Annotated in this window: 28 protein-coding genes; 19 read left to right on the plus strand and 9 right to left on the minus strand. The window is 41.7% G+C overall.

Annotated features, from left to right (window positions below; genetic code table 11):
* Positions 1 to 2: 2 nt before the first annotated feature.
* The 6 genes from HMPREF1019_RS07280 (at position 3) to HMPREF1019_RS07305 (ending at position 6,366) form a co-directional block, all read left to right on the plus strand.
* On the plus strand, positions 3 to 473 hold the full coding sequence (locus tag HMPREF1019_RS07280) for a hypothetical protein (RefSeq protein ID WP_009295062.1): 471 nt from the start codon (positions 3 to 5) through the stop codon (positions 471 to 473).
* Positions 470 to 1,321 (plus strand): deoxyribonuclease IV, encoded by an 852-nt coding sequence (nfo, locus tag HMPREF1019_RS07285; protein WP_009295063.1) that lies wholly within the window; start codon positions 470 to 472, stop codon positions 1,319 to 1,321. The genes HMPREF1019_RS07280 and nfo overlap by 4 nt, the downstream gene beginning before the upstream one ends.
* Positions 1,318 to 2,550 (plus strand): OmpP1/FadL family transporter, encoded by a 1,233-nt coding sequence (locus HMPREF1019_RS07290; protein ID WP_009295064.1) that lies wholly within the window; start codon positions 1,318 to 1,320, stop codon positions 2,548 to 2,550. Before nfo ends, HMPREF1019_RS07290 begins: the two co-directional genes overlap by 4 nt.
* Before the next feature lie 8 nt (positions 2,551 to 2,558).
* The gene (locus HMPREF1019_RS07295) at positions 2,559 to 4,226 is read left to right on the plus strand and encodes a fatty acid--CoA ligase (RefSeq protein ID WP_009295065.1); all 1,668 of its coding nucleotides are present in this window, start codon (positions 2,559 to 2,561) and stop codon (positions 4,224 to 4,226) included.
* Complete coding sequence (locus tag HMPREF1019_RS07300) at positions 4,226 to 5,959, plus strand: ATP-binding protein (protein WP_009295066.1); 1,734 nt, start codon at positions 4,226 to 4,228, stop codon at positions 5,957 to 5,959. The genes HMPREF1019_RS07295 and HMPREF1019_RS07300 overlap by 1 nt, the downstream gene beginning before the upstream one ends.
* A gap of 152 nt (positions 5,960 to 6,111) precedes the next feature.
* A complete protein-coding gene (locus HMPREF1019_RS07305) occupies positions 6,112 to 6,366 on the plus strand; it encodes a hypothetical protein (RefSeq protein WP_009295067.1) in 255 nt (84 codons plus the stop codon).
* A gap of 875 nt (positions 6,367 to 7,241) precedes the next feature.
* On the opposite strand, the gene fliI is transcribed toward HMPREF1019_RS07305, so the two are convergent.
* Both fliI and folE read right to left on the minus strand, forming a co-directional pair.
* Positions 7,242 to 8,549: a flagellar protein export ATPase FliI gene (fliI, locus tag HMPREF1019_RS07310; protein ID WP_009295068.1), complete on the minus strand. Its 1,308-nt coding sequence runs from the start codon at positions 8,547 to 8,549 to the stop codon at positions 7,242 to 7,244.
* The gene (folE, locus tag HMPREF1019_RS07315; protein WP_004317386.1) at positions 8,546 to 9,118 is read right to left on the minus strand and encodes a GTP cyclohydrolase I FolE; all 573 of its coding nucleotides are present in this window, start codon (positions 9,116 to 9,118) and stop codon (positions 8,546 to 8,548) included. The genes fliI and folE overlap by 4 nt, the downstream gene beginning before the upstream one ends.
* A gap of 137 nt (positions 9,119 to 9,255) precedes the next feature.
* Between folE and tig the strand changes: the two genes are divergently transcribed.
* From tig to HMPREF1019_RS07365, 11 genes are read left to right on the plus strand one after another with little or no spacing between them, the layout of a single operon-like run.
* Positions 9,256 to 10,587 carry a trigger factor gene (gene tig / locus HMPREF1019_RS07320; protein WP_009295069.1) on the plus strand — a complete coding sequence of 444 codons (1,332 nt, stop codon included), beginning with the start codon at positions 9,256 to 9,258 and terminating at the stop codon, positions 10,585 to 10,587.
* Positions 10,587 to 11,177, plus strand: coding sequence for an ATP-dependent Clp endopeptidase proteolytic subunit ClpP (gene clpP / locus HMPREF1019_RS07325; RefSeq protein WP_009295070.1), 591 nt, complete (start codon positions 10,587 to 10,589; stop codon positions 11,175 to 11,177). The genes tig and clpP overlap by 1 nt, the downstream gene beginning before the upstream one ends.
* 8 nt (positions 11,178 to 11,185) lie before the next feature.
* On the plus strand, positions 11,186 to 12,220 hold the full coding sequence (locus tag HMPREF1019_RS07330) for a GGDEF domain-containing protein (protein ID WP_009295071.1): 1,035 nt from the start codon (positions 11,186 to 11,188) through the stop codon (positions 12,218 to 12,220).
* Between the two features lies 1 nt (position 12,221).
* Positions 12,222 to 12,740, plus strand: a complete 519-nt coding sequence (def, locus tag HMPREF1019_RS07335; RefSeq protein ID WP_009295072.1) for a peptide deformylase — start codon at positions 12,222 to 12,224, stop codon at positions 12,738 to 12,740.
* Positions 12,737 to 14,242, plus strand: a complete 1,506-nt coding sequence (locus tag HMPREF1019_RS07340; protein WP_009295073.1) for a YifB family Mg chelatase-like AAA ATPase — start codon at positions 12,737 to 12,739, stop codon at positions 14,240 to 14,242. Before def ends, HMPREF1019_RS07340 begins: the two co-directional genes overlap by 4 nt.
* A 1-nt stretch (position 14,243) precedes the next feature.
* Entirely contained in the window at positions 14,244 to 15,647 is a 1,404-nt protein-coding gene (locus HMPREF1019_RS07345) for a bifunctional ADP-dependent NAD(P)H-hydrate dehydratase/NAD(P)H-hydrate epimerase (protein WP_009295074.1), read from the plus strand.
* Positions 15,629 to 16,216: a phosphoribosylglycinamide formyltransferase gene (gene purN, locus HMPREF1019_RS07350; RefSeq protein WP_009295075.1), complete on the plus strand. Its 588-nt coding sequence runs from the start codon at positions 15,629 to 15,631 to the stop codon at positions 16,214 to 16,216. The genes HMPREF1019_RS07345 and purN overlap by 19 nt, the downstream gene beginning before the upstream one ends.
* Entirely contained in the window at positions 16,209 to 16,934 is a 726-nt protein-coding gene (locus HMPREF1019_RS07355) for a TerC family protein (protein ID WP_009295076.1), read from the plus strand. The genes purN and HMPREF1019_RS07355 overlap by 8 nt, the downstream gene beginning before the upstream one ends.
* A 14-nt stretch (positions 16,935 to 16,948) precedes the next feature.
* Positions 16,949 to 17,167, plus strand: a complete 219-nt coding sequence (locus tag HMPREF1019_RS09730; protein WP_009295077.1) for a VOC family protein — start codon at positions 16,949 to 16,951, stop codon at positions 17,165 to 17,167.
* Positions 17,158 to 17,322, plus strand: coding sequence for a hypothetical protein (locus HMPREF1019_RS10010; protein WP_009295078.1), 165 nt, complete (start codon positions 17,158 to 17,160; stop codon positions 17,320 to 17,322). The genes HMPREF1019_RS09730 and HMPREF1019_RS10010 overlap by 10 nt, the downstream gene beginning before the upstream one ends.
* A 12-nt stretch (positions 17,323 to 17,334) precedes the next feature.
* Entirely contained in the window at positions 17,335 to 18,666 is a 1,332-nt protein-coding gene (locus HMPREF1019_RS07365) for an MATE family efflux transporter (RefSeq protein ID WP_009295079.1), read from the plus strand.
* Here the strand turns inward: HMPREF1019_RS07365 and HMPREF1019_RS07370 are convergent.
* From HMPREF1019_RS07370 to HMPREF1019_RS07385, 4 genes are read right to left on the minus strand one after another with little or no spacing between them, the layout of a single operon-like run.
* Entirely contained in the window at positions 18,647 to 19,453 is an 807-nt protein-coding gene (locus HMPREF1019_RS07370) for a metal ABC transporter permease (RefSeq protein WP_004317440.1), read from the minus strand. The two genes, HMPREF1019_RS07365 and HMPREF1019_RS07370, sit on opposite strands and share 20 nt — an antisense overlap.
* A gap of 9 nt (positions 19,454 to 19,462) precedes the next feature.
* Positions 19,463 to 20,245 carry a metal ABC transporter ATP-binding protein gene (locus tag HMPREF1019_RS07375; protein ID WP_009295080.1) on the minus strand — a complete coding sequence of 261 codons (783 nt, stop codon included), beginning with the start codon at positions 20,243 to 20,245 and terminating at the stop codon, positions 19,463 to 19,465.
* A complete protein-coding gene (locus HMPREF1019_RS07380) occupies positions 20,242 to 21,735 on the minus strand; it encodes a nickel/cobalt transporter (RefSeq protein WP_009295081.1) in 1,494 nt (497 codons plus the stop codon). The genes HMPREF1019_RS07375 and HMPREF1019_RS07380 overlap by 4 nt, the downstream gene beginning before the upstream one ends.
* A 2-nt stretch (positions 21,736 to 21,737) precedes the next feature.
* Entirely contained in the window at positions 21,738 to 22,646 is a 909-nt protein-coding gene (locus HMPREF1019_RS07385) for a metal ABC transporter solute-binding protein, Zn/Mn family (protein ID WP_009295082.1), read from the minus strand.
* A gap of 145 nt (positions 22,647 to 22,791) precedes the next feature.
* Between HMPREF1019_RS07385 and HMPREF1019_RS07390 the strand changes: the two genes are divergently transcribed.
* Complete coding sequence (locus HMPREF1019_RS07390) at positions 22,792 to 23,151, plus strand: Fur family transcriptional regulator (RefSeq protein WP_009295083.1); 360 nt, start codon at positions 22,792 to 22,794, stop codon at positions 23,149 to 23,151.
* Here the strand turns inward: HMPREF1019_RS07390 and HMPREF1019_RS07395 are convergent.
* Positions 23,142 to 23,534, minus strand: coding sequence for an acyl-CoA thioesterase (locus HMPREF1019_RS07395; protein ID WP_009295084.1), 393 nt, complete (start codon positions 23,532 to 23,534; stop codon positions 23,142 to 23,144). The two genes, HMPREF1019_RS07390 and HMPREF1019_RS07395, sit on opposite strands and share 10 nt — an antisense overlap.
* A 45-nt stretch (positions 23,535 to 23,579) precedes the next feature.
* Between HMPREF1019_RS07395 and HMPREF1019_RS07400 the strand changes: the two genes are divergently transcribed.
* Positions 23,580 to 24,305 (plus strand): class I SAM-dependent methyltransferase, encoded by a 726-nt coding sequence (locus HMPREF1019_RS07400; protein WP_009295085.1) that lies wholly within the window; start codon positions 23,580 to 23,582, stop codon positions 24,303 to 24,305.
* Here the strand turns inward: HMPREF1019_RS07400 and HMPREF1019_RS07405 are convergent.
* On the minus strand, positions 24,302 to 25,180 hold the full coding sequence (locus HMPREF1019_RS07405; protein WP_009295086.1) for a DMT family transporter: 879 nt from the start codon (positions 25,178 to 25,180) through the stop codon (positions 24,302 to 24,304). The two genes, HMPREF1019_RS07400 and HMPREF1019_RS07405, sit on opposite strands and share 4 nt — an antisense overlap.
* Complete coding sequence (locus HMPREF1019_RS07410) at positions 25,177 to 25,926, minus strand: DUF4197 domain-containing protein (protein ID WP_009295087.1); 750 nt, start codon at positions 25,924 to 25,926, stop codon at positions 25,177 to 25,179. Before HMPREF1019_RS07410 ends, HMPREF1019_RS07405 begins: the two co-directional genes overlap by 4 nt.
* Positions 25,927 to 25,968 lie beyond the last annotated feature (42 nt).

Raw genomic sequence — 25,968 nt, forward strand, 5'->3', positions numbered from 1 at the left:
CGTTGAAGAAATTTTCACTTGTTTTATTATCTGCTCTCATTTTTTCAGGCTGTGTTGCGACTAAAACGCCACAAAGCTCACAAGCTTTTCAGGTCACTTTATTTTCTCCGATGATAAAGATAAATGATGTTGGATTTTTTCACATTTATAAAAATGATCTAAATTTGCAAATTTATAGCTCTGGCGTAAATACCGCAAATATCAATATAAAGGACAAAATTTGCGTAAATAGCGCTTGTTTTAAAAAGACCGAATTTAACGAGAAATTTTTTCTAGCGCCGCATTATGAGAGTCTTTTTGAAGAGATTTTACAAAGGCAAAAAATTTATGACGGCAAAGGTCTAAGCACCACAGAGTGCGGCTTTAGACAAGATCTAAGTTCTTATTTTATAAAATACGAAGTTTGCGATAACTACGTCAAATTTATCGACAACAAAAATAAAATAAAAGTGATAATAAAAGAGTTAAAATGAGATACATAGGGGCTCACGTAAGTGCGGCTGGAGGCGTATCTAACGCACCGATAAATGCTGTAAAAATAGGAGCAAATGCCTTTGCGCTTTTTACAAAAAACCAGCGTCAGTGGAGCGCAAAGGAGCTAAGCGAGGGCGAGATAGAGCAGTTTAAAGCAAATTTAAAGGCCTCTGGCATAAGCGCCAATCACGTCTTGCCACATGCAAGCTACCTCATAAATTTAGGCCATCCAGAAAAAGAGGCAAGAGCTAAATCCCTTGAAGCCTTTATCGATGAGATAGAGCGAGCTAGCAAGCTTGGACTAAAGCTTTTAAATTTCCACCCTGGCTCACACCTAAAGCAAATAAGCCAAAATGAGTGCCTAGATAACATCGCAAGATGCATAAACGAAGCGCTAAAACGAACAAGCGGCGTAAAGCTTGTCATCGAAAACACAGCCGCACAAGGCTCAAATTTAGGCTTTGACTTTGCGCAGCTGGCGTATTTGATCGAGCGAGTGGATGATAAGAGCAGAGTTGGCGTTTGCATCGACACTTGCCACGCATTTGCCGCTGGGTACGATCTAAGAAGCAAAGAGGCTTACGCTAAGACGATGAGCGAATTTGACGCGATGATAGGCTATAAATTTCTATCTGGCATGCACCTAAATGACGCTAAATTTGGGCTTGGCTCAAAAAAAGATAGGCACGAGAGCCTTGGTAAGGGCGAGCTTGGGCTTGGCGCTTTTGAAAATATAATAAATGATGATAAAATAGGCGAAATTCCCTTGATTTTAGAGACGATTGACGAGAGTATTTGGGAAGATGAGATCAAAATTTTAAGAAACCTAGAAAAGGAAAAGCTATGAAAAGAGTGCTTTTAAGCATTGTTGCGACGTGTTCTTTATTAAATGCTGGGGGTTACAAGGTCCCTGAGCAAAGTACTGATTCTTTGGGGCTTGCTGCTAGTAATGTAGCCTTTAGTTTTGGGGCTGATGCGGCTTATTTTAACCCTGCAAATATGATGTTTTTAGACGGGCTTCACCATTTTGAAAGCACGCTTGGTTGGTTTCATATAAATTCCATCGACTTTAAAAGCGATGATGGCAAGAGCTACAGCTCAAAGAAATTTGACTCACTAGCTGGCACATTTAGCTTTGTAACGCCAGAAATTTATGAAAACTGGAGATTTGGACTAGCCCTTGCTGTGCCTGCTGCTATTGGCATCTCGTGGGAGGATCCAGAGACTGCTTTTACTGGCAAGAGGTTTAAACTACAAGTTGTCGAGCTAAATCCAACTGTAGCTTACCGCATAAATGACAAACTTGCCATTGCTCTGGGCGCTAGAGGCGTTTATAGCAAGGGCAAGATAGCAAGTGACTTTGGGCATTTTGGCTACAGAGAGATACAAGGTGATGGCATAAACTACGGCTACAACGTCGCTCTTACATATAGACCTATCGAGGAGCTAAGCTTTGCAGTGACTTACCGCTCGAAGGTAAATTTAGAACTTAAAGGTAGCGCTGATGCTGATTTTAACGCGCCGCTAGCAGCTATAAGCTATCATGGCAAAACAAGAGCTGAGATCCCACTGCCTGCACAGCTAGTGCTTGCGACTGGATATAAATTTAGCGACTTTACTCTTTTGCTAGCTTTCGAGAGGACTTACTGGTCTAAATTTAAAGATTATGACTTTGAATTTGATGATAAGACGGCTATTCATTCACACCACCCTGCTTTTAAAATGTTTATGGACGATCCAGTCGTTAAAAACGCAAAGGATACAAACACATATAGGATAGGCCTTGCCTATGACGTAAATGAAAAACTTAGACTAATGGCTGGCTTTTCATACGATGAGGATATAACTAGCAGCGAGCACACTGGCTTGGAGCTTCCAAACACCACCTCTCAGGCATATTCGTTTGGGGCAAACTATAAATTTACGCCAAATTTAGAGCTAGGGCTAGGCTATCTCTATCAGCACCGAGAAAAAAAACGTGCGACAGATATAAAAACTGGCACTGGCTCAATGTCTGGCGAATTTGACGCAAGTAGCGTCCAGATAGCTGCAATGACATTTAAATACTCTTTCTAGGGCTAAAAATGCAATACTCTTATAATAATTTTTATGAAATTTTGACCAAAGTAGCAAAAGAAAGTCCAAACCAGATAGCGATCTTTGATGAAAAAGAGAAGCTAAAATACCACGAACTAAAGCAAAATGTCGATAAAGTGGCGGCTTACTTGCAGCTTTGTGGGGTAAATTTTGGCGACAAAGTGGCTATGGCGGTGGCAAATTCGAAAGAATTTATCATCTCATACCTCGCCATCACGGCTATCGGCGCGGTCGCAGTGCCGATGAACACCTTTTTAAAGACAAATGAGTTTGAGTATATATTAAACGACTGCGGCGCAAGGGTGCTCTTTGCCTCCAGCTCGCTTGCAAAGGAGCTAATAGCACTTAGTGAGCTTGAAATTTTAAGAAAAATAATCTGGATCGGTCAAACGCCAAAAAAACTTCAAAGTGCCTCAAAGGACGACTATGTAAGCGTTGATGAGGAGTATGGCGAGAGTGCTTATCTCTCTTCAACTCCACAAATTTCAAAAGAGGATATGAGCAATGGCTATGAAAATAACGGCGTTGTAAAAAATGTAAATTTCAGCGAAGCGCTAAATCATAAATACACCCTAAGCATCACAAAATACCCTAAAATAGACGATCTCATGCACATCATCTACACCTCAGGCACCACTGGCAAACCAAAGGGCGCGATGATATGCTACAAAAATATCCTATCAAATTTAGTCGGCGCACACGAGCGCTTTAAAGTTAAAAAAAGCGATAGATTTATCGTATTTTTACCGATGTTTCATAGCTTTACGCTAACGGCGATGGTGCTTTTGCCGATATATGCGGGCGCTTCGATGGTGCTTGTAAGATCAGTTTTTCCATTTTCAAATGTGCTAAAGCAGACGCTACTTAAAAGAGTCACCGTATTTTTGGGTATCCCAGCTATATATACAGCCATTGGCAAGGCAAAAATTCCTTGGTATTTTAGATGGTTTAACCGCATAAGGCTATTTGTAAGTGGCGCTGCTCCGCTTGCTAAGCAGACTATCGATGACTTTAGAGTGAAATTCCCGCGTGCAACGCTCGTTGAGGGATATGGCCTTAGCGAATGCTCTCCGATCGTGGCAGCAAATTTATTTGACAAGCAAAAGCTTCTAAGTGTAGGCCCTGCGCTAAATGGCTATGAGGTTAAGATCGTAGATGATGAGATGATGGAGCTTCCACTCGGCCAGATCGGCGAGATCATCGTAAAAGGTGACTGCGTCATGCAAGGCTACTACGGCATGCCAGGTGTGACTGATGAGACCATCATAAATGGCTGGCTAAAGACAGGGGATCTTGGCAAGATCGATGAAGAGGGCTTTATCTACATCGTTGACCGCAAAAAAGACCTCATCATATCAAAGGGCATAAACATCTATCCACGCGAGATCGAAGAGGTCATCTATAAGCTAGAAGCCGTTGAAGCTGCAGCAGTCATCGGCGTAAAAGACGTGCACGCAGACGAAGAGGTCGTAGCTTTCATACAGGTAAAAGATGGCATGGATCTTGATGAAAAGACGGTTAGAGAGCATCTAAAGAAAAATTTAGCAAATTTCAAAATTCCAAAAAGTATTTATTTTGCCGAAGAACTGCCTAGAAACGCCACTGGCAAGGTACTAAAACGCGTGCTAAAAGAGCAGATAAAGGATAAAATTTAGTGAAGTATTTGCTTGATTTTCTAAACCAAGATCTTAAAAAAAGTAAAATTTACGAGCTTATAAAGTGTGGCGATGAAGAGGGAGAAATTTTAAAATACCTAAGCAAAGCCTACGTGCAAGGCACAGCTAGCATGAGCGTTTTTGAGCTGCTTGGAGCCGTTTTTGGCACGCAAAACGACAAGCAGCTTTTATACCTTAAATTTATAAAAAATTTGCTGGATAGCGGCTGGATAGTACAAAACTACGGCCTCTTTAAAATGCCAGAGAACTCGCAAAAAAGCTCAAACCAAGGGCTGCTTTCGCTACTTCACTCTGAAATTTCACTCTCAGCTACATTTTTAAAAATTTTAGAAGATGGCAATGCTGATATAAATTTACCAGAGCTTGCGCCTTATGAAGATCATTTGGAGTATTTAAAAGATCAGTTTTTAAAGATAGAGCTTTACTCAAAGGCTGCGATATTTGAAGGTGGCTCAAATGACGCTAAAAAGCGCATAAACGAGCAAATTTCTGAGCTTACAAAACGCATAAACGAGCGAGTAAAACTAAGCAAGATCAGCCTAAAAATAGAGCAAATTTTTAAAGAAAATTCGCTTGATGAAAAAGAGCAGATCATATTTTTAGCCCTTTTAAAAGAGGAGTACGCGGGCGACTTTGAAAACGGCCGCGACCTAAACACGCTAGTTGGGCTAATAAGCAAAGACGAGCTTGAACGCATAAAAAATCGCACTCTTTTAGAGGATGGCTCAAGGCTCATCGAGGGCGCACTAATCGACTACGACGAGGTTTTAAACGCTTATGGCAACGTTAGCAAGAGCTTTTTTATAAACGAAGAAATTTTGCAAAGCATAATGCACCCAAAAAATGACAAAAACAGCAAGAAAATCAAGATCGAAAGCCTAGTAAAAGAGCAAGAAATTTTTGAGCTCATTGAGCCAGTAACGAGCCTAGAAGACGTCGTGCTAAACGAAAAGACAAAGCAGCTTTTAAGCACGATACTAAAGCAAGTCGATAAAAAAGTGCTTGCTAGACTTAGCAGCTGGGGCATAAAAACTAGAAAAAACATAGACGCCAAGATCATCTTTTACGGCGAGCCTGGCACTGGTAAGACGATGAGCGCAGTTGGGCTTGCAAAGAGCCTAAAGAAGCAAATTTTAAGCTTTGACTGCTCAAAAATTTTAAGCAAGTATGTCGGCGAGAGCGAGCAAAATGTAAGGAAAATTTTTGATACTTACAAAGAAATTTGCAAAAAAAGCGGCAGTGAGCCAGTGCTCTTACTAAACGAGGCCGATCAGTTTTTAAGCACGAGAGTGGAGAGCTCAAGTGGGGCTGAGAAGATGCACAATCAAATGCAAAATATCTTTTTAGAGCAGATCGAGCGCTTTGAGGGCGTGCTGATCGCCACGACAAATTTCTTACAAAGCCTTGACGTGGCATTTTCTAGAAGATTTGACTATAAGATCGAGTTTAAAAAGCCTGATTATAACGGCAGGCTCGCCATTTGGCGTAAAATTTTGCCTGAAAATGCGAGCTTTGAAGATGGCTTTAGCGTTGAAAGGCTGGCTGAGTTTAACCTAAGTGGCGCGCAGATCGTCCTTGTGCTAAAAAACACCGCATTGAAAGTGGCGATAAAAGATGATGGGATTTTTACCTTTGAGGACTTCAAAACCACGATAGAGCGCGAGCTAAACTCAAGCTTTGGCGAGGATAAAAAGATGGGATTTGGCTCTTAACTTTTCCCTTAATTTATAAATTTGACTTAGCACTACAAAAATCACTGACCTTTATAAGAAATTTGCTTCACTCAATAAAATTTAGACGAGTTTTGCCGCTAAAATCATGAAAAGAGAGAGTTAAATTTAAGCTTTGGCGATAAGAAGTGCAGATGATTGCCGAGAGTGTTAAATTTTGTTTTTATACAGAGTATGCCCCTAAAAGCAACATGGAAAGTGAGCTAAATTCGAGCTTTGACAAGAAAAAGGATAAGCTTGCTCTTGGGTTTTTAAAGCTATACTGCAAGGTTTACGCTGTAACAAAGACAAAGTACGGATATCAAATTTGCTTTTATCTATTAAATTTACAAGAAGCCTGCCACCAAAAATTTATAGAAAAGGCGAAGCGAATTCGATCTTTGGCGTAATTCTCTTATGTTTTTTTTAAATATACGCTTTGCGTCACAAGGCAAAGTCTAAAGCGTCGGTACTTGCCAAACTAAACGTGGAATTTTTTACAATTAAATTTTGGCAAAAACACGGCAGGATAGATACCCACCCATAGGCTTTTTGCATAAATTTAACTCACTCGCTTACCTCAAATTTACTACCGCGCCCTTTACAAACAAGCAGTTGGTCTCAAATTTTAAAAATTTATCCGCTATCAACTGCCCTACTTTTTCATCTATTGCGGACTTTTTACATTATCGACGATTGCTGATCTAAGTGTGAAATTTTGCTTTTTATTAAATTTGAGCGAAAAACTACAGCTTAGCAGATGCCAACTTATAGGCACTAGCATAAATTTACTACCTTAGCCTTTGCAAAATAGTATTTTTATCCAAAAACCGCAAAATTTTGAAATTTATCCACTCTGCCTTAAACATCAAGCGTGCAAAGTGTATATCTAGTTGCGTATGCTTTTGCATTAATTTTGTTTTTATCTATGCAAATTTGCAAAAACCACAAGCATGACAAATGCACTCATAACCGCCTAATGTAAATTTAGCTCACCGCTTCAAATTTACTACCGCATTTTTTATCAAAAATCCAAAAAATTTTAAATTTTATCCGCCGTTTGAAGCGTGGGCGTGAGTGCTTTTTTATAACGTTTTATCACTTTTCCTAACACAAAAGCCGCTCACTTCATGAAATTTAGCCTCACAAAATCCTATAAATTTCAAATTTTCTACCATACTTTTTACAGCAGCGCCTTTCGCACCAAAAAATGCAAAATTTACCGATCTTTTTAATAATAAAATTAAAAGGCTATGAAATTTTAGTAGTCAAATTTATACAGAATTTACTGATTGATCTTATCAAGCAGCTCTTCGACCTCTTCAAGCGCAAAGGCCTCTTCTGAGCTTTGTTTTAAGAAGCTCTCCATAAATTCTTTCTTCGATATCGCAAGGTCAAGCTCCTTGTCGCTACCCTTTTGATATGCGCCGATGCGAAGCAAGACCTCATTTTCTTTTAAAAGCGAGTAAAGGCGCTTAAATTTCATCGCATTTAGCTTGTGCTCTTTGCCTATCACGTCGCCCATTACACGCGAGGCCGAGTTTTGGATATTGATAGGTGGGTAGATGCCAAAGTCCGTTAGCTCGCGGCTTAGCACGATGTGTCCGTCTAGGATAGAGCGGCTTTGGTCAGCTATCGGGTCGCTCATATCATCGCCCTCAACTAGCACGGTGAAAAACGCCGTGATACTGCCCTTGCCCTCCTCTTTGCCCGCGCGCTCCATCAGCTGTGGCAAGAGTGTGAGCGAGCTTGGCGGATAGCCCTTTGAGGTCGGTGGCTCGCCAAGCGCAAGGCCGATCTCACGCTGCGCCATCGCAAAACGCGTCACACTATCCATGATGAAAAGCACGTCGTTGCCCTGTTGTTTGAAGTATTCAGCCACGCTCATCGCACAAAATGCGCCGTATTTTCGCATGAGCGAGCTATCATCACTTGTCGCTACGATGATGACGGTGCCCTCTAGGTCGCCGCCTAGGTTTTTTTCAATAAATTCAGGCACCTCACGGCCACGCTCGCCTATTAGCGCGACTACTTTTATTGGAGCTAGCGTATTTTTTACGATCATACCCATGAGGGTTGATTTGCCAACGCCTGAACCTGCGAAAATTCCCAGCTTTTGCCCTTTGCCGCAGGTAAGCAGCCCATCTATCGTCTTTATCCCAACGCTAAAAGGCTCGTTTATAAGACCCCTTTTCATCGCATCTATCGGCGCTCTCATGATCGGCATATATTCAGTCGTATCGATCGCCCCTTTGCCGTCAACGGGCTTCATAAATGGATCGACCACGCGACCAAGTAAATTTGGCCCCACAGGTATGCTCATACCCTGATCGCTCTCATAGACAAAGTCGCCTATCCTAAAACCCTCGACAAAGCCAAATGGGCTGATATAAGCGCCATCTGTCTTTATCTGCGTGACCATGCCAAGGCCGTTTTTGCTCTTGTCTTTTGCGACTATGCGCACGATGTCACCGATACTTGGGCGAAGTCCGGTGATCTCTATCGTAGTAGCCGTGATCTTTGTGATGACACCGAAGGTATTTGAGAGCTTCACGCCCTCTTTAAGCCTTGAATTTATGCGCTCTAAACTCAAAAATGCGTTTCCCTAGGCGAATTTATCAGCGAAAAAAACTCTCGTCTTGTGTCTGCGTTTTTGATAAAGCAGCCTCTAAGCGCAGAGGTCGTGGTAGTCGAGTTTATCTTCTCAACTCCCCTCATCTCAACGCACATGTGCCTTGCCTCGACGACTACTCCAACGCCTTTTGGAGCGATAACGTCCTCAAGCGCCTTTGCGATCTGCTCGGTCATCTGCTCTTGAATTTGCAAGCGTCTGGCATAGATATTTACCATGCGTGGAATTTTACTAAGACCAACGACCTTGCCATTTGGGATGTACGCCACATGCACGCGGCCGATAATAGGCAGCAAATGGTGCTCACAAAGGCTGTAAAACTCGATGTTTCGCATTAAAACCATTTCGTTGTTTGAGCTGGTAAATAGCGCGTCACCAAGGACTTCTTTTGGGTCCTGATCGTATCCGCTAGTTAGAAATTTAAAAGCCTTATAAACGCGCTCTGGGGTTTTAATAAGCCCCTCTCTGTTTGGATCTTCGCCGATGATAGTTAGCATATTTTTAACTGAATTTTCAAAACTCTCTTGCATAAATTTTCTCCATAATTTTATCGCCAAATTCTACGTTAAAACGCCTTTTATATCTATAAAAATTTACAAATTTACAATGAAATAAGGAAAATTCTGCTATATTTTGGGCTAAAAATTTGTATTCATAAAGGAATTCGATGGAAATCAAAACCAAAGCTCTAGATAGCGTAAATACCCTAGCAAGCACGACTGTAAGTGCAGATGCTATAAAGTCTAGCGTAGAAAAACTAGCAAAAAAAGCAGCAAAAACTATGAAAGTAGATGGCTTTAGGCAAGGCCATGTGCCAGTCGCTGTCGTGCTAAAACGCTACGAGAAAGAGCTAACAAACGACGCTGAGCAAGATGTCTTAAGAGATGTAGTCGAAGAGGCTATCAAAAAAGCAGGCAAGAAAAATGACGACCTTATCGGCGAGCCTATCGTTTCAAAATTTGATAGAAAAGATGACAAGATCGACGTTGAGCTAACTGTTTCATTTAAACCAAGCGTCGATGTGAGCGGCTATGAGAGCTTGATACCTGAGTTTTCAAACCCACGCGTTTTGAAAAAAGATATCGATGAGAAAAAAGCTGAACTTCTAAAAATGATAGCTCCACTTGAAAAAGTAGAGAGCAAAAGAGGTCTAAAAGTTGGCGATTTTGCTAAATTTGACTTTGAAGGCTTTGTTGATGGTGTTGCATTTGAAGGTGGCAAGGCTGAAAACTACGTGCTTGAGATCGGCTCAAATCAATTTATCCCAGGCTTTGAAGATGGCATGGTAGGCATAAAAGCTGGTGGCGAAAAAGATATCGAGGTTAAATTCCCAGAAAACTATGGCGCTGCACATTTAGCTGGCAAAGACGCTGTTTTTAAAGTCAAACTTCATGAAATTCAAGAGAGAAAGATCCCTGAAAAACTAGACGAAGAGATGCTAAAAACTATCCTTCCAAATGAGGAAAACCCAACAGAAGAGCTACTTGAAGAGCGCATAAAAGAGCAAATTCGCCAAGAGAAAATTTATAAACTTATAAACGAAGAGCTAAAACCAAAATTTGCTGAAGCTGCGGTTGAGAAATTTAAATTTGACGTGCCAAAAAATATCGTCGAGCAAGAGATCGATATGCAGTTTAGAAACGCATGGAGCTCATTTACTCCAGACGATATGAAGAAATTTAGAGAAGACAAAGACGCTCTAGCCAAAAAACGTGACGAATATAGAAAAGACGCTGAAAATAGCGTTCGCCTAACTTTCATCATCGATGAGCTAGCTCGCGTAAAAGGCGTGAAAGTGAGCGACCAAGAGGTAGTTCAAGCGATCTATTTTGAGGCATATAGAAGCGGTCAAGATCCAAAAGCACACCTTGAGATGTACCGCAACCAAGGCATGCTCCCAGCTATAAAGATGTCGATGATCGAAGAGAAGCTATTTAGCGAGCTTTTCAACAAAGAAAAAGACGAGAAAAAAGCAAGCAAAAAAGAGAAGGCTGAGTAATGAGCTATTACGTTCCTGTCGTAGTTGAAAGAACTAGTAGAGGTGAGCGAAGCTATGATATATACTCCCGTCTTTTAAAAGACAGGATCGTTATGCTAAGTGGCGAGATAGAGGACGGCATGGCTGCTTCTATCGTCGCTCAGCTGCTATTTTTAGAGGCTGAGGATCCAGACAAAGATATCTACCTTTATATAAACTCACCAGGCGGCGTGATAACAAGTGGCTTTAGCATCTATGACACGATGAACTACATAAAGCCTGATGTTTGCACTATCTGCATCGGTCAGGCCGCAAGTATGGGTGCATTTTTGCTAAGCTGCGGCACACCTGGCAAAAGATATGCACTGCCAAATTCTCGTATCATGATACACCAACCACTTGGCGGTGCTAGAGGACAAGCGACTGATATCGAGATACAAGCTCGTGAAATTTTACGTTTGAAAGAAATTTTAAATGGAATTTTGGCAAAAAATACAGGCCAAAAGCTAAGCAAGATCGTAAAAGATACTGAGCGCGACTTCTTTATGAGCTCAGCTGAAGCTAAAGAATACGGACTTGTCGATAAAATTTTGGAGAAAAGTTTTAAATAAGGTCAAAAGTGATAAAGATAGATAACGCACCAGATCCTAATAAAAAATCAGCTGAAACAAAGCCAGTTATTAAAAAAGAAAAGGTAAATATCTATAAATTTTCAGAGGACGTTTTGCACGAGTTAAGCGACGATAACGTCCCATCTACACCGACAAACTACTCTATCTACTTTGAAAAGATGCTTGATAAGCAATCAGATGAGTTTAGAAAAGAGATAGGTGATACTATTGTAGCAAGTTCTGAAAGCTCAGTGCCAACTAATAGTAATATCTCTATTGAAAAAGAGGTAAAGCAGGGCTTCATACAGATAAAAAGTATGCTTCAAGCAGTCGTGCTCATCTATAAAAATTTAGGTGTTATGAGAGGTCTAGTACAAAAGCATATAGATGAGCTCAAAAATAATACAAACATCCTTGCACTTCAAAATATTCTAAGTGCTTTCAATCAAGATCTTGTTAGACTCAATGAGATTATGCATAAGCACCTTGATATTATAAAAGTAAGTTATAATGAAATTGGAAAAATGTTTAAATCCATTGAAGAGCAGTCTATTTACGATACAAACTACGAAGTTTATAACAAAAACTTTCTGCTTGTTACAGTACAAAGTGAAGTAGAAGCCATTAAAAGATATGGTTATAGCGCATCATTTTTACTAGTTAAATTAAAAGATAGATTTGCAAATCGAGTTAAGAATTTAAAAGAGCGGAATAATATGCTTAAAAGTATGTCGCAACTTCTTTTAAGAACTTCACGCAGAAGCGATATAGTCGCTCACTACGGTGATGGCTGCTTTGCTATGGTGATGAAATACACTGATGAAAGTGGCACAAAACAAGCATGCACGAGAATTTTAAATATGCTCTCGTCCATATCTTGGAGAATAGACAACGAAGAATGCAAACTAGATATACAAATCGTCTCAAGTATGATAACTAAAAAAAGGAGCGCTGAAGAGTTGATTTCATATACACTTGACCAGCTGATAGTCACACAAGATGACGAGCAACCTATATTTTTAGACGAGAAAGCAGATAATTAGTTTGATCCTAGAAGTTTTATCCTATCCAAATAAAAAACTTTATGAAATTTCAAAAGAGGTTGAGGTTTTCGATGAGAAGCTTCACAAACTTCTTGATGATATGTATGAGACGATGATCGCAAAAGAAGGCATCGGTCTTGCAGCCATACAAATAGGCGTTGCAAAGAGAATTTTCATCATAAATTTAGCCAACGAAGAGGGCGTGCAAGATAGAGAAAATTTAATCGAGATCATAAACCCAAAATTTGAGCTACGTGAGGGCGAGTGCGTCTATCAAGAGGGCTGCCTTAGCGTGCCTGGCTACTACGAGGACGTTAAACGAAGCGAGGTAGTTGCTATCAAATTTCAAGACCGCTTTGGTAAAGAGCAGACCTTAAAAACTGATGGGCTACTAGCGATCGCTATCCAGCATGAAAATGACCACCTAGACGGACATCTTTTTATAGAAAAAATAGGCTTTAACAAACGCAAGAAATTCGATAAGGAATACAAAAAGCAGAAAAAAGAAAAGACATCATGAAGTCCCTAAAATGTGCTACTTACGGCGACGGACTAAAGATTATTGATGTTGAGTCGATCTTTTCTCGTGGGCTTCCTGGCTTTAGTATCGTAGGACTTGCAAGCACCAGCATCAAAGAGAGCACAGAGCGCGTAAAGGCGGCACTTTTAGCGCTTGACTTTGCCTTTCCAGCTCAGAAAATAACCATAAATTTATCCCCCTCAGACCTGCCAAAAAGCGGCTCACATTTTGACCTAAGTATCGCCCTTTTAATCGCACTTCAAAAAGCAAAAAGCTTGGAGAAAATTTTTGTTTTTGGCGAGCTTGGACTTGATGGCAGTGTAAAAAGCACGGCAAATTTGTTTTCGATCCTACTTTTTTTAAGCACGCAGGTGCAAAAGGCTAAAATTTTAGTGCCAAAAGAGATAGCCGCCAAAGCTTCGATGATCCCAAATTTAGAGATTTATGGCGTTAGCACACTAGAGGAGGCAATAAAGTTTTTTAGTGACGTAGAATTTGCTAAAAGCATGCATTTTAGCGCCACACACGAGCTATTTTCAAATGTGATAGAAATTTCTGGCAAAAGATATGTTCCAAATTTAAATTTCGAGCTTGATTTTAAGGACGTCTTGGGTCAAGAAAGAGCCAAAAGAGCCTGCGTCATCGCAGCTGTTGGCATGCACAATATCTTATTTGAAGGTAGCCCAGGCAGCGGCAAGAGCATGTGCGCAAAACGCCTCGTCTATATCATGGCGCCACAAAGCCTAGAAGAGGTGCTAAAGTCCGCCGCCTACCGCTCGCTAAATTTGCAAGATAGCGAATTTACAAGCACTAGAGCCTTTCGCTCGCCGCACCACACATCGACAAAAAGCTCGATCTTTGGCGGAGGCTCAAACGTCGCAAAGATCGGCGAGATCGCACTTGCAAATGGTGGAGTTCTATTTTTTGATGAGTTCCCACACTTTTCTAAACAGGTGATAGAAAGCCTCAGAGAGCCGCTTGAGGACAATCAAATCCACATCGCAAGGGTAAATTCAAAAGTGACTTATGAGACTAAATTTATCTTCGTGGCCGCTCAAAATCCCTGCCCTTGTGGAAATTTATTCTCCCGCAACCTAAACTGCAAATGCAGCGAAAATGAGATAAAAAACTACAAAGCCAAAATTTCAGCCCCAGTGCTTGACCGCATAGACTTAAAAGTCGCGATGGATGAGAGCTCGCCAGATGACAAGGCTAGTTTGAGCTCACAGCAGATGAGCGAAATGGTTTTAAAAGCCTTTATCTTTCAAAAAAAGCGGGGTCAAGATGAGCTAAATGGCAAACTAAATGACGCGCAGGTGGCTAAATTTTGCACGTTAAACGCCGAGGCAAGTGAAATTTTGCAAAAGGCCGCCACGAAGTACAACCTCTCTCAAAGAGGCATAAAAAAGACGCTTAGAGTGGCTAGAAGCATCGCCGATCTTGATGAGAGCGAGCAAATTTTAAAGCCCCACATCCTAGAGGCGCTTAGTTTTAGGGCATAGAATGAAAAATTTATATTTAGACACGAGAATTTTAGACGAGCGAGCAGGCGAGAAATTTGACCTTAGCGAAGAGCTTTTGATGGAAAATGCAGCCACAGGCATAGCAAATTTCATACGCAAGAAATTTAAAAAAGGCGTGAGGGTGCTTGGCATTTGCGGTGGCGGAAACAACGGCGCTGACGTGCTTTGCGCTTTAAGGATGCTAGAGGGCGAGTATGAGTGTGAATTTATCCTAGCTAGTAAAAATTTAAAGCCACTAGCCACCAAGCAGCTCGAACGTGCTAAATTTGCTGGCGTGCGAGAGAGCAAAGATGTAGAAAGTAGCTTAAATAGCGCAAAATGCCTCATAGACGGGCTTTTTGGCTCAGGGCTAAATAGAAATTTAGACGAAAAGCACATAGAGTTAATCTCAAAAATAAACGCTAGCCCCGCTTACATCATCGCTTGCGACGTGTCAAGCGGGCTAAATAGCGAGGGCAAGGTACTTGGCGCTTGCGTAAGAGCAAACGCTACTATCACGATGGGAGCTAGAAAGCTAGCTCTTTATAGTGACGCGGCAAAGGACTGCGTGGGCAAGATAAAGGTCGCTACACTTGGCATAAGCGCGCAAAACTACGAGTGCGAGAGCGACTATCATCTGCTTGAAAAATGCGATCTCATGCTTCCAAATAGAAAAAATCAGTGCGTAAATAAAGGCGACTTTGGCCACGCATTTATCATATCTGGCGAGCACATAGGAGCAAGCAAGCTTTGCGCAAAGGCGGCATTTGCCTTTGGGGCTGGGCTAGTTAGCGTGATAGGCGAGCAGGATTTAAATTTACCAACGCACATCATGCAAGCTAGCAAGATAAGTGAGAAAATGAACGCTGGAGCCCTTGGCATGGGGCTTGGCAAAAGGGGCGTAGAAGAGCTTGAGGTGCAAATTTTAAAGGACAAAAAGCTTGTGCTTGACGCTGATATCTTTTACAGCCCAAAAGTGCTTGACCTACTAAGCGAAAACTGCGTCTTGACACCTCATCCAAAGGAGTTTTGCTCTCTTTTAAAAATTTGCAAAATAGCCGATATAGATGTGCAAACTTTACAAGAAAACAGATACGCTTACGCGAGGACTTGGAGCGAGAAATTTAAGGCTGTTCTTGTGCTAAAAGGGGCAAACACCATAATCGCCAAAGATGGGCAAATTTACGTCATGCCTTATGGTAAAAGCGCGCTTGCAAAAGGCGGCAGTGGCGACGTGCTAAGCGGTCTTGTGCTAGCACTTTTGGCTCAAGGCTATGAGCCTCTTGATGCTGCCATCTCAGCCACTTTAGCTCATGCGCTTAGCCTTAGAAATTTTGGCAAAAACAGCTACTCGCTGGAGCCAACAGACATCATCAAAGGAGTAAAATGCTTACGAAAAAGATAGCCGTGCTTTTTAGCGGCAGTGGCTCAAATTTAGAAGCGATACTTAAAAAAGTTCATAATCAAATTTTTAACGGCGTAAAGATCGAAGTTTGCCTTTGTATCTGCAACAAGCCTGGTGCTTTTGGTATCGAGCGAGCTAAGAAATTTGGACTTGAAACGCTCGTCATAGAGAGCGCTAAATTTAAAAATCGTGAGGAATTTGACGCTGTTTTGGTGGAGCAAATTTTAAAAAGTGGGGCCGATCTAACGGTGCTTGCGGGCTTTATGAGGATACTAACGCCAGTTTTTACGGCGCAGATAAAAGCCATAAACCTTCACCCCTCTATCCTGCCGCTTTTTAAGGGCGCGCATGCGATAAAGGAGAGCTTTGAGAGCGACATGATGATAGGCGGTGTGAGCGTGCACTACGTGAGCGAAGAGCTTGACGGAGGCAAACTGATCGCGCAAAGGGCGTTTGAGCGCGAGGACGGCATGAGTTTAGATGAGTGGGAGGCTAAAATTCACGCCATAGAGCATGAAATTTTGCCTGAGAGCATAATAAAAATTTTAACAAAGGAAGTAAATGTTTGAGTGGTTGAGTTCGCCAGAGGCGTGGATATCGCTACTTACGCTAACTGGCTTGGAGATAGTTTTAGGCATAGATAACATCATATTTATCGCTATTTTAGTAGGCAAATTGCCGCCAGAGCAAAGGGGCAAGGGCCGCATTTTAGGGCTTGGCTTTGCGATGATCACTAGGATCATCCTGCTACTTTCGCTATTTTGGATCATGAAGCTTACAAAGCCGCTCTTTAGCATAGGCGAGCTTAGCATCACTGGACGCGATCTAGTGCTCATAATAGGCGGTCTATTTTTGATAGTAAAATCATCAATGGAGATCCACGCAAACGCCACTGGCAAGCATGAAGAGGCTCACGAGAGCAAGTCTCATCCAGGATTTTTCGCGACTATCCTTGAGATAGGCATTTTAGACATAGTCTTTTCACTCGATAGCGTTATCACCGCAGTTGGCATGGCTCAGCACATCGATATCATGATACTTGCCGTCATCATCGCAGTTGGCGTGATGATGTTTGCCTCAAAGGCGATCTCAGAATTTGTCGATAACAACCCGACCATAAAAATGCTAGCGCTAGCATTTCTAGTGCTAGTTGGCTTTGCGCTCATACTTGATGGCTTTGGCGTGCATGTGCCAAAAGGCTACATCTACTTTGCGATGGGCTTCTCGCTAGCGGTTGAGTGCCTAAATATCTACGCTAGAAAAAGGGCATCAAGAGATCAAAAATAAAAATGTGAGCCAAAATGCAGATAAAAAATTTAGATCACATAATGATAGTCGTAAACGACGTTAAAGAGGCGCTTAAATTTTACTGCGACATTTTAGGCATGCGACCAGCCCAGAAAGACGGTCACATTAGCCTAAATTTTGGCTCACAAAAGATAAATTTACATAGGTTTGAGGGCGAGTTTTTACCTGCGGCAAAGCATCCAACAAAGGGTGGCGCTGATATATGCTTTTAGCTAAAAATGACATAGAGGACGTGCGCTCGGAGCTTCTTGCAAAAGGAGTGAATATAGAGCTTGGCGTCGCTAGGCGAAACGGAGCACTTGGGGCAATGAAGAGTTTGTATATTTATGGCAAAAATTTAATAGAGCTTAGCCCAGATGAAATTTAACAAGAAGACAGCTTGGACCTACTAAAAGACCCGCTAAATAAACTAATCATCTCGCTCTCGCTGCCAGCTGGCGTGGGCATGATGTTTAACACGCTTTACAACGTCACTGGCACATTTTTCGCCGCTAAAATTTCTACCCTTGCAGTTGCTGGCATGGCGATGAGCTTTTTGCTCTATCTAAGTGTCGTTGGCATCGGTCTTGGCTTTGGCTCGGCACTCACCGCGCTAATAGGCAACAGCCTAGGCGCAAACAAACCAAAAATGGCTAAGCTTTATGCGGCAAATGGCATCGTTTTTGTGCTTCTTTTTGCCTTATTTATGGTGCTTTGTGGCTACTTGCTAGCGCCAAATTTACTAATTCTTTTAGGCGCTGATCATCACTACATCAATGAAGCACTTGACTACGCTGGCGTCATCTTTCTTGCAGCTCCATTTTTCCTACTTATAAAATCGCTTAATGGCATACTGGTCGCACTTGGCGATACTAAAAGCTACCGCAACTGGCTATTTTGCGGCCTTTTTATCAACGCATTTTTTTGCTATCTTTTTGCCTTTATCTTTGCTCTTGGCGTAAAAGGTCTTGCTCTAGCAACGGCTAGCGTGCAGTTTTTAGGCATGATCTATCTCTTTTTTAAAGTTAGAAAAAGCAAGATGATAGAGCCTAGAAATTTAGGCTACTTCGTGCCAAATTTAGCCGTCTGGGCAAAGATACTAAAGCAAGCTTTGCCAGCTTGTCTAAACTACCTCTCAATGTCACTTGGCTCGCTCGTGCTTTTAAAATTTGTAAGCTTTTACGGCGTCAATGCAGTGGCAGGTTATGGCATAGCTTTAAGGATCGAGCAAATTTTAGTGCTTCCAACCATCGGCATGGCAGCAGGAGTGCTTAGCATCATCTCAAGAAACTATGGCGCTAAGAGCTTTCAAAGAGCATTGCAGTGCTACAAACTATCGCTTCTTTTTTTGCTCATCTACTGCGCCTTTGCCTACATCTTCATCAGGCTTTTTGGCGAGAGCGCGATCAAGCTCTTTGATGGCACGCCAGCCGTGCTAGAAGTGGCAAAGCTCTACCTTGGCATCAACTCACTTGCCTACATGGCTTACGGCACGATAAACATCTCAGGCAGCACGCTACAAGCGATAAAACGCCCAGTGGCGATCTTTTTGCTAAATGGCTTTAGACAGCTCGTGCTTCAATGCTCGCTCTTTTACGTGGTAGTCTTTTGGCTAGGACTTGAGATCAAATTTATGTGGTTAGCACTCTTTTTTAGCGTCTATTTTACGGCGATTTGCTTTTTGGCTTGGACGCTTTTTAGGTTAAAAAGAGCTACGAGCGCAAGCTTTTAAATTTAAAGCTAAACGCAAAAAAGCAAAGTGAGGCGACTAAGATGATGCTAGCTCCGCCTGTGAGGTTGAAATAAAAGCTGATCACAAGCCCGATAAAGCAAAAAATGATAGAAAAAATAGTTGAGATTAGCATCATTAGCCCAAGTCTTTTGGCAAAAATTTGAGCAATATATGGCGGTATGGTAAGTAGCGCGATGACAAGTATTAGCCCCACGACGCGGATCGTAGCCACCACGCAAAGCGCCATCATACAAACTAGCAGATAGTGAAAAAATGTCGTATTGACCCCGCGAAGTTTTGCAAACTCCGCATCAAAGCTGATCGCCACAAACTGGCGGTAAAAAAGCGCGATAAGAGCCAAAAACAAGAGGTCTAAAACGCTCATAAAGATAATATCTGTGCCGCTAACTGCAAGGATCGAGCCAAAAAGATAGCTCATAAGATCGGCGTTATAGCCAGGTGTGAGGTCGATGAAAATAATGCCAATCGCCATGCCAATCGCCCAAATAGCGCCTATTACGGAGTCTATGTTTGTCTTATCTTTTAGCGTGATCGTGGCGATGATGAGCGCTAAAAATAGTGAAAATATGCTCGCTCCAAAAAGTGGCTCGAGCGAGAAGAAAAATGCAAGCCCTATGCCGCCATACGCGCCGTGTGCGATGCCTCCAGCGATAAAAGTCATCTTATTTATCACCACAAGCGAGCCTATCATGCCGCATATTATGCTTACTAAAATGCCCGCAATAAAGGCATTTTGCATAAAATTTAACTCTAAAATTTCGCTCATTTTCTCTCTTTAAAATTTAAAAACATTGCTTTTTGTTTTTTCACAACCGCACTCGCCAAGTGCGATCTCGACATCACAAAAATGGCTATGCGTTCTAGCTAGATGCTCGATAAATTCCCTCTTTGCAAGGTTTTCATGCGTTTTGTGGATGTGTAAATTTTTACTCACGTAAGCGATCTTTGTAGCATAATTTAGCACGATATTTAGGTCGTGACTGACTAAAACCACACCCACGCCATTTGCGTTTATGCCCTTTAAAATTTCATAAATTTCAGCCTGCCCTTTTGTGTCGATGCTGGCTGTTGGCTCATCTAAGATGAGTACTTTTGCGTTTGCGCAAAGCGCTCTAGCGATATAGACGCGCTGCCTTTGACCACCACTTAGCTCGCCGATCCTTGCGTTTGCAAACTCCCTCATGCCGACCTTCTCAAGAGCACTTAGCGCTAAGGCTTTTTCATCTTTTGAGTAAAAACCAAAGATTTTTTTATCGATTAGCCCCATTAAAACGACTTCTAAAACCATCATCGGAAAGCTTTGATTTGAGAGGAAATTTTGCGGCACGTAGCCTATAAATTTGCTAACCTCGCTTGGCTCTTTACCAAAGAGCTTTATCTCGCCACTTTGAGGCTTAAGCAGACCCAAAATGAGCTTTAAAAGCGTGCTTTTGCCCCCGCCATTTGGACCAATTATCGCTAAAAACTCGTCGCTACTATACTCTAAATTAATATCCTCTAAAACGACTTGTTTATCGTAGCTAAAGTTTAAATTTCTAATTTTTATAATATCTTTCAAAATAGACTCTTTTGCGTAAATGTCGTGACAAAAATGAAAAGTCCAAGCCAAAGCATGATGCCAAGGGCTGCAAATTCTGCGTAGATTTTAAACTTTTTTAGCTTAATGTTCGTGCTGATCTTTGAGCCAAAAACTGCCGCTACAAATATCACCACACTCATGCCAAGCGCCATAAATACGCCACTTATTACGCCTGCAAAGTAGCTACCTATCTCATTTGCCAGCACAAAGACAAGTATCGTGCCTGGACAGGGCACAAGAGCTGCAGCGGCCGCTACTAGCCACTCCTCTTTGCTCTTTGGCTTTTTGGTTGAGCAAATTTGACAGCCACATTCACTTTTAAATTTTGTATTTTTACTCAAATTTTGGCTTAGATTTGATCTAAAAATATAAAATTTAGTCTCATTTTTGTTTGAAAGGTAAAATTTGATCTTTTTAACGAGCATAAAAATCGCTACAAAAAAGATCACGACGCCAGAAAACGCAGTCGTTATGCTAGCAGTGTCCTTTGTGAGGTCGCTGCTTACTTCACGAAGCAGTAAAAAGCTAGCAAAGACAAAGACAAATGCGCCCACGACGTGCAAAAAGCCGATCTTTAGTGCAAATAAAAACGCCCTTTTGTAGCTGCCACCAGTTGCGGCAAAATATGAGCTTGTTAGCACCTTGCCATGGCCTGCTCCAGCAGCGTGCAAGAAGCCATATCCAAATGAGATAAATGCCAAAAATAGCAGCGCAAGCGGGCTTTTATAATCCACGCTTCTTAAAATTTGCTTTAGCCTATCAAGCAAGCTTAGGCTAGTTTTTGAGACGATGTCAAATTTCGCCTCATCGATCTTATCTATCTGGCTTAAATTCTCATCGCTCGCGCCTACCACTGGCTCTTTTAGTAACTCTTTAAGCGCTGGCTTCTCGTTGTGAGCTTTGGCTGCTTCTTTGCTTGAAAATGTAAAAAATATCAAATTTGAGTTTGAATTTGGTATCGCCCAGAAGCTTTTACCCACCAAAAATGCGTTATTTTGCGTAAATTTGAAGTTAAAATAGCCCTCTTTGTCCTCCATATCAACCGACACGACAAGTCCGTCAGCGATCACTAAATTTGTCTTAAAACTCACGTCAAATTTAAGCCTGCCCTCATCAAAATAGAGTTTGTAATTATTTAAATTTGGCTCTATTTTAGTGGCGTTTTCGTCCTTGTAATAATACTCAATCTGCGTCAAATAGTGCCTTGGCACGAGGTAGTCTAGTAAATTTAAGCGGATCTTTCTAAGCTCTTTTTCATCTATCTTTTCATCTTGATTTAGGTCAAAATTTTGCTTCATCAGGTCTGAGAAATTTTGCGAAAAGGTCCAAGTAAAGGCTATCTGTGTGATATTATTTTCGTGTGCGACAAATTTCGCGCTAACGTGAGCTGTTGGGCTATAAAGCGAGCATAGAGCACACCCGAAAGCATTTATCGCAAGTAGGCAAATGACGATCAGGCGTGCTAACATTTTTATAGACTTTTTGCGAAAATTTCAGCCGTTTTTTTCATCTCGACTAGCCAGTTTTCAGGCAGTTGGTCTATCATGACGACCTTTGAGCCAGTCTCTTTTGCGATCAAATTTGCAGCCTTTGTTGGAAACTGTGGAGCCACGAAAATGACCTTTACACCGTGCTCTTTGGCTTCTTCTATAAGCTCTTTTAGCTCAGCTGGCTTTGGCTCTTTGCCCTCTATCTCGATGGCTATTTGCTCTAAGTTATAGCGCTTTGCAAAGTAGCCCCAAGATGGGTGATATACGATAAATTCGCGAGTTTTGACATCTTTTAGCTCGTTTTTGATAAAGCCATCAAGCTCGTCAAGACTAGCTTTAAATTTAGCCAAATTCTCCTCATAAAGCTTTGCATTTTGTGGGAATTTCTCTATTAGCGCCTTTGCTATGTTATCAGCTTGAGTTTTTACTAGGATAGGGTCAAGCCAGATGTGTGGGTCAAGGCCGTCATGGTGGTGATGATGGTGCTCGCCCTCGTGGTCATGGTGCTCATGCTTATGCTCGCCCTCGTGCTTGTGCTCGTGGTGCTCTTCATGTTCATGCTCCTCGCTCATAGCGATCTTTTCGATGCCCTCTTGCGTCTTTACGATGCGTAAATTTTTAAACGTCTTTGAGAAGCGATCTAGCCACGCGTCTTCAAACTCGATGCCAATAGCAAAGTAAAGCTCGCTCTTTTCAAGCTCCTTCATCTGCTTTGGTTTTGGCTCATAGGTGTGCGGATCAGCGCCTTTGCCAACCATCGCATTTACATCTAGCGTATCTCCGGCGATCTGCTCGACAAAAAATTTCGTCGGCAGTATGCTAGTAGTCACAACCGGCTTTGCAAAAAGAGACAAAGCACAAACAGCTAAAAAAACGATAATTTTTCTCATTATCTCTCCTTTAAAAAATAATTGCGAAGTTTAGCAAAATGCAACTTGGTTGCAACTTAAAAAGCAAATGCCTAAATTTAGCCTTTTCTTTTAAATATAGTTTAAATCTTTTAGCGTTAATATACGAAAAATGAAAAGGGCAAAGATGAACGCGAGAAATTTCTTAGAAGAGCGCAATATCAAGGCTACGACGCTTCGCATAAAGCTCGTTGAAATTTTGCAAAACGCCAAAGCACCGCTAAGCTACGACGAAATTTTGCAAATTCTTGACGCAAACAAGACGACCTTTTATAGAAGTATGGAAATTTTTGAAAAAGAAAATCTCGTGATAAAAACCGAAAACAACCACAAGAGCTACTACGAGCTAGCAAATGAGGCCAAAGCCTACTTCATCTGCGACATCTGCCACAAGGTGACAAACATCGATATGCCCCACCTAAGCGTCGCTAAAAATATAAAAAGCGCCGTGATAAAGGGCGTTTGCGACGAGTGCGATCACGAGTAAAGCGCGATGATCTCAGCCGGGATAGCTTTTGGGCGGTTTGTCTTTAGATCGATATAGACAAACTCTGTCTTGCCAGTTGCTATTAGCTCGCCATCCTTTTTAAACTCAAAATATCTGCAAGATGTCGCCTTGCCTTCAGTTTGCGTGTAGGTGTGAATTTCTATCTCATCCATCAGCTTTGCGCTTTTTATATATTTTGCTTCATTTTTTCTAATGAGCCAAATTTCACCTCTTTTATACTGCGCCTCAACCGTGTCGCCAACAGCGGCAGAGTGGGCAAATGCAGCCTCTTGCATAAGCGTGAAATAATAGACATTATTCATATGTCCGTGCATGTCGATGGCTTGTGGCGGGATGATAACGCGATATATAAAATCTCTCATTTTTGACCTTTTTTGCTAAAATTATAACCAAAAAGAGGAGCTAAAATGCAAAATTTATGGGATAAAAAGGCGTCAAACTACCAAAGATTTGACGGCAAGATCAGCGCTATCCAGCAGCAAATTTATGGAAAAGCCTTGGCTTGGGGAGTTGATTTTAGTAGCAAAGATATCCTTGATATCGGCTGTGGCACGGGTGTTTGGAGCATATTTTTATCAAAAACGGCTAAGCATATAACAGGCATCGATAGCTCAGAAAAGATGATAGAAATTTTAAACGAGGACGCAAAGAGATTTGGCGTGACAAATTTAACCAGCGAGGTTTGCTCGTGGAGAGAATTTAAGCCAGCAAGGCTCTTTGATATCGCCATTTGCACGATGAGCCCGGCCATTGTGAGCGATGAAGATTTTGCTAAATTTCAAAACTGCGCCAAACAAAAGCTCTATCTTGGCTGGGACAAGCCTAGAAGCTCTGATCTGCTTGAGCCATTTTTTGAAAAATTTGGCCGAGTGCTCTCTCAAAAAAACGTAGTAGGTAGGCTTGAAGTATGGCTAAATGAGCAAGGCATCGCTTTTAAGAGTGAAATTTTAAACGAAACTAGGATCGCTAGACGAAGCGTGCAAGAAGCAGCTGAAAATATCTGCTGGCACCTTGAGATAAACGGAGCTAAAAACTACGATGAAAAGACGGTTTTAGCGATGTTAAAAGAGAGATTTGAGGGCGAGTTTATAGATGAGAAAATTGACTCACAGATGAAGCTTTTTGTCTTTTAGAGCTTAAATTTAGAGCAAATTTGCTTGCCAAATTCGCTAAAAATGACGCCAAAGATGATGAGCATGGCTCCAAAAATTTGCCAGATGTTAAGTAGCTCGCTAGCAATAAAATAGCCAATTAGCCCAGCAGAGACTGGCTCTAGGCAGAAAAACAAGGCTGCCTTGCTAGCAGTCGTATATCTTTGAGCGATCGTTTGTACAAAGTAGCAAAATATGGTGCCAATCACAGTCGTGATAAATATCGCTATGAAAAATTCCCTATCAAATTTTGGCACGATACTGCCCTGAAAAAGCGCAAAAACAAGCGAAAGCAGGGCATTTGTAAGAAAGACCACAAAGACAAGCAAATAAAGCTCGCTCTTTCTTACAAAGTGGCCATTTAGCGTAGTATAAAGCGCGTAAAATATCGCGCATACAAGCGCTAGTGCCTCGCCGCTCCCAAGTGCTAGCGTGGCGCCACTTAAGAGCCAAAGCCCAAAAATAGCGATCATAGCGCCCAAAATGGCAAAAATGGTTATCTTATTTTTAAAAAAGATAGCCGCCATAAAAGGCACTATCACGCACTCAAGTCCCGTGATAAAAGCGACGCTCGAGCTAAAAGTGAGCTTTAGAGCGTAAGTTTGCGTGGCAAATGATAAAAAGAGCACCGATCCAAGGATAAGCCCGTAAATGACGCTTTTTTTGTCAAATTTCTTAGTAAATTTAAGCGCGACAAAGCCCATAAAGATGGCCGAGAGAAAAAACCGGCAAAAAAGCATGACAAAGACGCCATTTGTCTTTAGCGCATTTGCCATGGGTAAAAACGTAGCGCCCCAAACGACGGCAACTACGATAAGAGCGATGTCGGCTTTGTTTTGAGCGCTTAAATTTCTCATTTAAAGATCGAGTCAAGCACCTTTTTACCGCTATCTAGGTTAAAGCCGCTTCTTAGCCCCTTCTCCTTCTCGCTCATCACGTTAAATAGCCCATCTAGCGTCTTTCTCGTGATATAGGCGTTTAGATCCTCGCTCTCATCTGGCACATATTCGCTTGCGCCTAAATTTTTAGCTAGGCTTTTGACTGATTTTATCGTTTCGTTGTTTTTTGCTGAGCCGCCGATGAAAGAATTTAGCCCATTATAGGCAGTCGCAAAGCTATTATCACTCATCATTTTTTCAATTATCGGCGTAAATGCCGCCTTTAGCTTTTGGCTGGAGCTTTTCTCTAAATACTTCGTAACGCTATCACTGCCGCCATTAAAGAGCTTTTTGACATCAGCTTCGCTCATATTTTTTATGCTCTCGCTAAAAATTTCAGCAGCCTTTGGCACGGCCGTGGTCGCAGCGTTGTTTATCGACTTGCTAAGGTCTTGCGCCCACTTCTCACCGCCCACTTTTTTGGCTAAATTTGACGCCATTTCAAGGCTTTTTGGAAGCGGGATTTTAGCTGTGGCGTTGTTTATAAAACCCTCTTTTGAAAGCTCGCTCACAGCGGCATTTAGTGCCTCGCTAACTAAGCTTTTATAGTCGCCACTTGATGCGTGAGTGGCGATTTTCACGCCTTTATTTATCATATCATCCATGCTTGCGGCTTGTAAATTTAAAGCAAGCGCGCCACAAAGTATAACAAGAGATCTTTTCATATTCTCTCCTTTTTTAAATTTAAAGCAAAATCATACAAAAAA

It is taken from the genome of Campylobacter sp. 10_1_50 (genome assembly GCF_000238755.1).
In the GTDB taxonomy this organism is placed as follows: Bacteria; Campylobacterota; Campylobacteria; order Campylobacterales; family Campylobacteraceae; genus Campylobacter_A; species Campylobacter_A concisus_R.

Coding starts and splice junctions, on each gene's coding strand:
- HMPREF1019_RS07390 (WP_009295083.1), top strand. CDS start 22,792: ATGAACGCGAGAAATTTCTTAGAAGAGCGCAATATCAAGGCTACGACG.
- HMPREF1019_RS07405 (WP_009295086.1), bottom strand. CDS start 25,180: ATGAGAAATTTAAGCGCTCAAAACAAAGCCGACATCGCTCTTATCGTA.
- HMPREF1019_RS07355 (WP_009295076.1), top strand. CDS start 16,209: ATGTTTGAGTGGTTGAGTTCGCCAGAGGCGTGGATATCGCTACTTACG.
- HMPREF1019_RS07345 (WP_009295074.1), top strand. CDS start 14,244: ATGAAAAATTTATATTTAGACACGAGAATTTTAGACGAGCGAGCAGGC.
- HMPREF1019_RS07370 (WP_004317440.1), bottom strand. CDS start 19,453: ATGAGCGAAATTTTAGAGTTAAATTTTATGCAAAATGCCTTTATTGCG.
- HMPREF1019_RS10010 (WP_009295078.1), top strand. CDS start 17,158: ATGCTTTTAGCTAAAAATGACATAGAGGACGTGCGCTCGGAGCTTCTT.
- HMPREF1019_RS07385 (WP_009295082.1), bottom strand. CDS start 22,646: ATGAGAAAAATTATCGTTTTTTTAGCTGTTTGTGCTTTGTCTCTTTTT.
- tig (WP_009295069.1), top strand. CDS start 9,256: ATGGAAATCAAAACCAAAGCTCTAGATAGCGTAAATACCCTAGCAAGC.
- HMPREF1019_RS07380 (WP_009295081.1), bottom strand. CDS start 21,735: ATGTTAGCACGCCTGATCGTCATTTGCCTACTTGCGATAAATGCTTTC.
- HMPREF1019_RS07400 (WP_009295085.1), top strand. CDS start 23,580: ATGCAAAATTTATGGGATAAAAAGGCGTCAAACTACCAAAGATTTGAC.
- HMPREF1019_RS07410 (WP_009295087.1), bottom strand. CDS start 25,926: ATGAAAAGATCTCTTGTTATACTTTGTGGCGCGCTTGCTTTAAATTTA.
- HMPREF1019_RS07395 (WP_009295084.1), bottom strand. CDS start 23,534: ATGAGAGATTTTATATATCGCGTTATCATCCCGCCACAAGCCATCGAC.
- purN (WP_009295075.1), top strand. CDS start 15,629: ATGCTTACGAAAAAGATAGCCGTGCTTTTTAGCGGCAGTGGCTCAAAT.
- clpP (WP_009295070.1), top strand. CDS start 10,587: ATGAGCTATTACGTTCCTGTCGTAGTTGAAAGAACTAGTAGAGGTGAG.
- HMPREF1019_RS07305 (WP_009295067.1), top strand. CDS start 6,112: ATGATTGCCGAGAGTGTTAAATTTTGTTTTTATACAGAGTATGCCCCT.
- HMPREF1019_RS09730 (WP_009295077.1), top strand. CDS start 16,949: ATGCAGATAAAAAATTTAGATCACATAATGATAGTCGTAAACGACGTT.
- nfo (WP_009295063.1), top strand. CDS start 470: ATGAGATACATAGGGGCTCACGTAAGTGCGGCTGGAGGCGTATCTAAC.
- HMPREF1019_RS07295 (WP_009295065.1), top strand. CDS start 2,559: ATGCAATACTCTTATAATAATTTTTATGAAATTTTGACCAAAGTAGCA.
- HMPREF1019_RS07290 (WP_009295064.1), top strand. CDS start 1,318: ATGAAAAGAGTGCTTTTAAGCATTGTTGCGACGTGTTCTTTATTAAAT.
- HMPREF1019_RS07340 (WP_009295073.1), top strand. CDS start 12,737: ATGAAGTCCCTAAAATGTGCTACTTACGGCGACGGACTAAAGATTATT.
- folE (WP_004317386.1), bottom strand. CDS start 9,118: ATGCAAGAGAGTTTTGAAAATTCAGTTAAAAATATGCTAACTATCATC.